The 6,543-nt window shown below is 44.5% G+C and carries 7 protein-coding genes; 5 read left to right on the top strand and 2 right to left on the bottom strand.

All coding sequences use genetic code 11. From position 1 onward, the window contains the following. The coding region (locus HRU21_11040; GenBank protein ID NRA42822.1) for a PaaI family thioesterase at positions 1-219 on the top strand (219 nt) is incomplete at its 5' end. Continuing rightward, the gene (locus HRU21_11035) at positions 219-2,426 is read left to right on the top strand and encodes a TonB-dependent receptor (protein NRA42821.1); all 2,208 of its coding nucleotides are present in this window, start codon (positions 219-221) and stop codon (positions 2,424-2,426) included. The genes HRU21_11040 and HRU21_11035, both read left to right, overlap by 1 nt. A gap of 5 nt (positions 2,427-2,431) precedes the next feature. On the opposite strand, the gene hda is transcribed toward HRU21_11035, so the two are convergent. Both hda and HRU21_11025 read right to left on the bottom strand, forming a co-directional pair. Beyond that, complete coding sequence (gene hda, locus HRU21_11030; GenBank protein ID NRA42820.1) at positions 2,432-3,136, bottom strand: DnaA regulatory inactivator Hda; 705 nt, start codon at positions 3,134-3,136, stop codon at positions 2,432-2,434. A 16-nt stretch (positions 3,137-3,152) separates the two neighbouring features. Then, positions 3,153-4,226, bottom strand: a complete 1,074-nt coding sequence (locus HRU21_11025; GenBank protein ID NRA42819.1) for a DUF2066 domain-containing protein — start codon at positions 4,224-4,226, stop codon at positions 3,153-3,155. 202 nt (positions 4,227-4,428) lie between these two features. On the opposite strand from HRU21_11025, the gene purM reads away from it, so the two are divergent. The 3 genes from purM to HRU21_11010 all read left to right on the top strand — a co-directional run. Beyond that, positions 4,429-5,511 carry a phosphoribosylformylglycinamidine cyclo-ligase gene (purM, locus tag HRU21_11020; GenBank protein NRA42818.1) on the top strand — a complete coding sequence of 361 codons (1,083 nt, stop codon included), beginning with the start codon at positions 4,429-4,431 and terminating at the stop codon, positions 5,509-5,511. Then, complete coding sequence (gene purN / locus HRU21_11015; GenBank protein ID NRA42817.1) at positions 5,511-6,161, top strand: phosphoribosylglycinamide formyltransferase; 651 nt, start codon at positions 5,511-5,513, stop codon at positions 6,159-6,161. The genes purM and purN overlap by 1 nt, the downstream gene beginning before the upstream one ends. Continuing rightward, the coding region (locus HRU21_11010) for a hypothetical protein (protein ID NRA42816.1) at positions 6,148-6,543 on the top strand (396 nt) is incomplete at its 3' end. The genes purN and HRU21_11010, both read left to right, overlap by 14 nt.

The following is a 6,543-nucleotide window of genomic DNA, read 5'->3' as shown; positions in this document are numbered from 1 at the left end:
TTAGCGATGTGTGCCAGCTGTAATCTGTTAGCCGGCCCTACCGCCAACTTAAGCATTGTTTATCTAGCGCCAACGCCACTATTTCAGGAATTATCGTTTACCGCCAGAATCGATAAGGTTGAAGGACGCAAAGTCTTCATCATCGGTGAATGCTTTGCTGATCAGCTGCTTTGCTCACGTGCGCAGGGTTTATTCATTCATTACCAAGGTGATGCTTGATGATTAAACACTATTGTCGTGCAGCATGTTTGGCTGCAATGGCGCTTTACCTCTCGTTGCCAACGCTGGCTAATCAGACCACAAGCAATCAGAGTGCGAGTAATGAGAGTTCGATTAATGAGAGCTCAAGAAATGAGAACTCAAGAAATGAGAGTCTAGGTAATAAGGACTCGTCCAAGACCAACGCAAGCAAGCAAGGCCAGCTTTCTATAGCTGAGCCAAGCAATGTCGACAAGCTGGAAACTATCGAGGTAACAGCCAGTCGCCACCCGATGCAGAATAATCAATATGCTGTCACAGCCATTGATGCAGATCAGTATCAAATGGCAAGCCATATATCGGAAGCTGTGGTTGCAAGCCCTGGCATTTGGATTTCACGCGGCAATGGTCAAGAGCATTTAACCGCTATTCGCAGCCCTGTTTTTGTTGGCGCAGGCGCTTGTGGTCCATTTATGATGAGCGAAGACGGTATCAGCCTCAGAGCACCGAATTTTTGTAATGTAAACCAGCTTTTTGACGCTAATTATTTGCAAGCAGATCGCATCGAAGTGCTGCGCGGCGCTGGTTCCCTGAGTTATGCAAATACTCTGCACGGTATTATCAATATCGTATCGCCAGAATTTTTGGCACCGTCGAATCGTCAAACGCGACTCAGTTTTCTTGATAATGATTTGGGCTTGAATCGCTATGCTGTTGATCACCGAGATGAGAAGTGGATCGCACAGGCAATGATTGATGACGATAGCGGCTATAAAAAAGATTCTGGTTATGATCAGGCAAAATTAAGAATCAAATATCTGCAGCATAATGCAAACAATTTTTCGCTAGCGCATCATATTAACTATATGCAACTGGACCAAGATACCGCAGGTTATATTGTCGGCGAAGACGCCTATAAAGATGATGATTTGCAAAATGATAATGATTCTAGCGGTGCATTTCGAAAAGCTGAGGCCTTTCGTTATGCCGCCGATATGGTTTATTCACCGAAAGACAATGCCAGCCTGATTTTTACGCCTTATCTTCGTGCTAACGACATGGAGTTTAAAATGTTTTTTCTGCCCGGTAAGCCGTTGGAGGAAAATGGCCACCGCAGTGCAGGGTTTAAAGCCAGCTATCTGCGTAATTACCAAGCATGGCGAGTGCAAACTGGCTTTGAGTTCGATTACAGCAGTGCGTATTTACGCCAAACACAGTTTGAAGCCGATCAGTTTGGCGGCAAGCTACCTCAGGGAAAACATTATGACTATAGGGTTGATGCAGCAGTAGCAGGCATCTTTTTTGAGGCCAGTTATCCCATCTTAGATCAGCTTCAGCTTGATTTAGGCTTACGAGGCGATCACAGTCGATTTAATTATGATAATAAGCTAGCCGATGGCAGTGCCTGTGATGCGTCGATTGCGATTCAAGATTGCCGCTATTTTAGACCGGCGGATGATAATGATGTTTACCAGAACTGGTCATCGCAATTGGGTTTGCTCTGGGCTCTTAATCGTTCACACAGCGTATCTTTAAATTTGGCTAGGCACTATCGTGTGCCTCAGGCGACTGAGCTGTACCGACTTGAGCAGGGTCAGTTAGACAATACGATCAAAGCCGAGCGCGGAGATAGTGTCGAAGTTAACTATATCGCCTACCTGCCAAACTGGCAGTATGCAATCAGCGCCTACTTTATTGATAAGCATAATGTCATTGTTAAAAACAATGACCGCATCAATGTCGATGGGCAGAAAACCCAGCATCAAGGGGTAGAGCTGAGCTTGAGTGGCTGGCTTGTTGCCGAGCGCTTAGAGCTTGAGCTGGCGTATACGCACAACCGTCACCAGTATAACTCGAATGTTCAATTGCTGTTTTTGGGTGACGCCAGCATTAAAGGTAACGATATGGATACGGCGCCAAGAAACCTTGCGAGCGGCCGCTTAAACTTTATTACACCCTTCCAATCGGAGTTGTCGCTAGAAGCGGTATTTATTGATCAATACTATTTAAACCCAGAGAATTCTGAGACTTATCCGGGGCATACATTAACGAATCTGTATTTTCAACAGTCACTGCCTTGGCGAATCGATGTGACTGCCAGCATCAAAAATATATTTGACATAAACTATGCTGATCGTGCTGATGTGCAGCCATTCAGTGGCAATACGCCTCGCTACTTTATTGGTTCGCCACGCAGCTATCAAATTGAATTATCAAAAACGTTCTAGCTGCTCTACCAGTCGAATAATGATTTTATAAATGGGATGGTAATTTTTTTGCCGTGTAAGATTTGCGCCTTATCAAGCTCATCAATCACGTATTTAAGTGCGGCAATTGAGCGACCTGCACGCTGTAAAATAAAATGCGCACAGGCTTCAGATAGCGGCATCGCTTTCTGCTCGGCTAAAAACTGAATATATTGCGGTAACTCTGGCTCATCCAATTGCCTTAGCTGAAAACTTAAGCAAGCGGATAAGCGAGTGTTAAGATCTGCAAGCTCAAACCTTAGTTGATTAGCCGGTACTTGACTGGCAATGAATATCGCCTTGCCTGCTTCATTTCGTTGGTTATAAGTGTCGAACAGAGCTTGCTGCCAATCATAAGCTCGCGCCGCAGCTTCAATGTCATCAATCAAAAGAAAGTCAGAATCCATATGCTGGTCTAACACCTGCTTTGCAGGAAACTGCATCATTTCCTGCAATGGCAAATAAAATACAGATGATTTAACAGACTGCGCCAGCGCCAAACTGGCCAAGAGTAAATGCGTCTTACCACTGCCAGCTTGGCCAGAGAAATAAATAAAATCATTCTCGCCGGACAAAATGCACTGCCGCAGGGTGTTGAGCAGTAATTTATTGGTCTGTGCACAAAAAAAATTGTCGAAGCTTGTACTGCTTTCAATCCCTAGACCAAGGCTTAACTGATGTTTCTCCTGCATGCCAAGCGCTGTCCTCTTAGTTTCTGTTAGTCCAGTAATATTCAAGCACGGCTGCATCGTTTGAAGATGATACAGGCTGAAATGCTGGCAACGCATCGAGTCGTGCGCTGAGCTGGTTTTTCTCGGCTTTAATTTTAGCGCTGATCAAAATATGTTGTGGCTGCGCTTCAAGCACATACACATGCTCAATAAAGTCTATAGCAGCGACCGTCTCCATCAGCTGAGAATAAGCTTCAAACGATGAAAGTCCGCGAATCAAGATAGCTACTTCATTTTCACCCATAGTCATGCGGTTGTTTGTATTCCAGCTTTGCGTGATAGGTGTAAACGCATTCTGTAGCGCAGTCATATAATTGCTACCGCTTATAGCTGCAACGCGAGATTTGGGTTGCTGCAGAGCCAAAGCATTATCAGCATAAAACACCGAGCCACCAATGGATTCGCCCTCTAACGTTTGCTTTAAAAGTAAAATAGCATCCGCATTATGAGTGCTTTTTAAATTATTTAGGCTGAATGCATCTAATGACCACAATGCACTAAGGCGCATTTCACTGATTGCCTGACTTTGATAGATAAAAGCTGAAATGCCTGTATTAATTAAGGCAAATCGTAAGGCTGTGAAAGAGCCGTTCGCAACAACAGCTGAAGGCTGCATCAGCTGAATCGAATCATCGCTTGCCAGAAGAGGAATCACCAATACTTTAGGTTTAGTGATATTCGCAACTAATCCAGCGCTTTGCAGGAGCTGCGATAGAGCAAGCCGGTTGAATGTTAATTGAAGAAAGTAACTGCCTTGCTCAAGCCTGTTGGTATCAAGCGTTGGTTTGGCGATAAAACTGTATTGCTGAATATATCTATCGGCATTATTAAGTGCTTTGGCAATAGCATTGTACTGGGACAGCTGTTGCTTAGATAGGCCAGTTGTTTTATGCAATACCGTCAATAAGCCTGGTCGGCTAAAACGTTTTACATTGCCCTCATTATTTGAGCTTACCTCAATCACGGCTGTGTAAGCATCTTGCATGCTGTTGGCATAGCAGAATGGAGCAAATAGCAAGGCAATGATGAGAATAATCTTATGTAACTGCATAGACTGAATTTTTTATAACAACAATCGGCGAGATTATAAGCAGTTCAGGGCTTTTGCAACCAATACCCCGGAAATTTGTTGAAATGATCAATATTCCGTCGGAAAACTTTTAAGTCGTTGTTGCGGCTAAGTTTTAGCTAGCGACCACAGTGCGAAATGGGTAGAATGGCGCTTTAATTTTAACACATATCTATTTGCCACAATGTCCAATAACAAGACAGATCATCTTTCTACAACTCAATCGCTTGATAGCGCTGAATCTTCCCTCAGTTATAAAGACGCGGGCGTCGATATTGAGGCAGGTTATGCTTTGGTTAACAATATCAAGTCGGCGGTCAAAAAGACCACTCGGCCTGAGGTATTGTCAGGCTTAGGCGGTTTTGGTGCACTTTGCGAATTACCCAGTCACTATCAACAACCTGTTTTGGTTGCCGGCACCGACGGCGTTGGCACGAAGCTAAAACTTGCGCTTGAAACCGGTATTCACAGCACTGTGGGTATTGATTTAGTAGCGATGTGTGTCAATGATTTAATTGTTCAGGGTGCAGAGCCGTTATTCTTTTTGGATTATTATGCCACTGGCAAACTGGATGTAGATGTCGCTACGGCAGTTGTTGAAGGTATTGCAGAGGGCTGCTTGCAATCGGCTTGTGCGTTGATTGGTGGTGAAACAGCTGAAATGCCTGGTATGTATGCTAAGGGCGATTATGATCTTGCTGGCTTTTGCGTTGGTGTGGTTGAGAAAAGTAAAATTATTGACGGCAGTCAGGTTGCTGCCGGCAACGCCATCATTGGCCTTAGCTCGTCGGGCCCGCATTCTAATGGCTATTCCTTAATTCGCAAAGTGATCGAACAGAGCGGTGCCGATTTGCATCAGGATTTTGAAGGCCAATCTCTGGCCGAGGCATTGCTAACACCAACCAAGATTTATGTGAAACCGCTGCTTAAATTATTTGCCGAATTTGATATAAAAGCATTAGCCCATATTACGGGTGGTGGTTTTAGTGAAAATATTCCTCGTGTGCTGCCGGCCTATACGCAAGCAAAATTATCGCAATCTGCCCTGACACTGCCACCGATATTCCAGTGGCTGCAACAGCATGGCAATATTGCCACAGATGAAATGTACCGCACCTTCAACTGCGGTATTGGCATGGTGCTTTGTGTTGACACTGAAGATGCTGACGCTATTGTTCAATTTCTAAACCAGCAAGGTGAGTCTGCAAGAATCATTGGCCACATTGAATCATCGTCAGAAGCCGAACCATCGGTGCAGTTAAGCTAATGCAGCGATTAGTCGTACTGATATCAGGCAGCGGCAGTAATTTACAGTCTATTATCGATGCATGTAAAAACAGCAATCGGCTTCATGCTAAGGCCGAAATCGTTGCGGTGATTGCTAACAAACCTGATGCATTTGGGCTGCAACGTGCAGCCGATCAGGGTATTCCTGCTTTGTGTATCAATCATACTGAATTTGCCTCGCGTGAATTATTTGACCAGCATCTAGCCCAAGTCATCCAAGATTACCAGGCAGACTTAGTAATCTTGGCAGGCTTTATGCGCATACTGACGCCTGCATTCACTCAGCAATTTGCCGGGAAATTATTAAATATTCACCCTTCACTACTGCCGAAATATCCCGGTTTAAATACCCATCAGCGCGCTATTGATGCAAACGATGCCTTTGCAGGGGCTACAGTGCATTTTGTGACTGCTGAGCTTGATGGCGGGCCATGTATTTTACAAGCTGCAGTAGCGATTGATGGCGATGACGCGAAGAGCCTTGCAGCTAAAGTCTTACAGCAAGAACATAAGATTTACCCAGAAGTGATTTGCTGGTTTGTCGAGAAGCGGCTACGATTAGATGGCAATACAGCATGGTTAGACGGCAAAGCGATTCCCAAACATGGTGTGCAATTTGAGACTGCTTGAAAGGCAGTTCACCATAGCCGCTGTTAACATCAGCAAATTTTTCTGTTTATGGCTACTCTGCCTAATCCCCCTTGTTGCTGTGCTTAGCAATAGCGCTAATGCTGCTAATGTTGATAAGACGAGTGAAAACCTTGACATCAGTCAGAGCCTGCTGCCCTCCAAGGCCCGCTACCATGCCAATATTAATGGTTTTGAATTAGTCGCAACACAGCAACTTCATCGCGATAAACAACAATGGCATGCAAACCAATCGATCATTAGCCTGCTGGGAACTATTAAAGATAGCGCACGATTCTCTATTAAAGATGGGGTGATTATCGATGCTGATTATCAACAATCACAGAACTTGCTGGGCGAAAATAAAAACTACCGTATACAATTT

The organism is Pseudomonadales bacterium (assembly GCA_013215025.1).
GTDB lineage: Bacteria > Pseudomonadota > Gammaproteobacteria > Pseudomonadales > DT-91 > DT-91.
Note: the sequence above shows the minus strand (reverse complement) of the source record. Positions and strands in the feature narration are given on the sequence as shown.

What these genes read in the sequence shown, in the direction of transcription:
- HRU21_11035 (NRA42821.1), top strand. Translation starts at nt 219, where the DNA reads ATGATTAAACACTATTGTCGTGCAGCATGTTTGGCTGCAATGGCGCTT.
- hda (NRA42820.1), bottom strand. Translation starts at nt 3,136, where the DNA reads ATGCAGGAGAAACATCAGTTAAGCCTTGGTCTAGGGATTGAAAGCAGT.
- HRU21_11025 (NRA42819.1), bottom strand. Translation starts at nt 4,226, where the DNA reads ATGCAGTTACATAAGATTATTCTCATCATTGCCTTGCTATTTGCTCCA.
- purM (NRA42818.1), top strand. Translation starts at nt 4,429, where the DNA reads ATGTCCAATAACAAGACAGATCATCTTTCTACAACTCAATCGCTTGAT.
- purN (NRA42817.1), top strand. Translation starts at nt 5,511, where the DNA reads ATGCAGCGATTAGTCGTACTGATATCAGGCAGCGGCAGTAATTTACAG.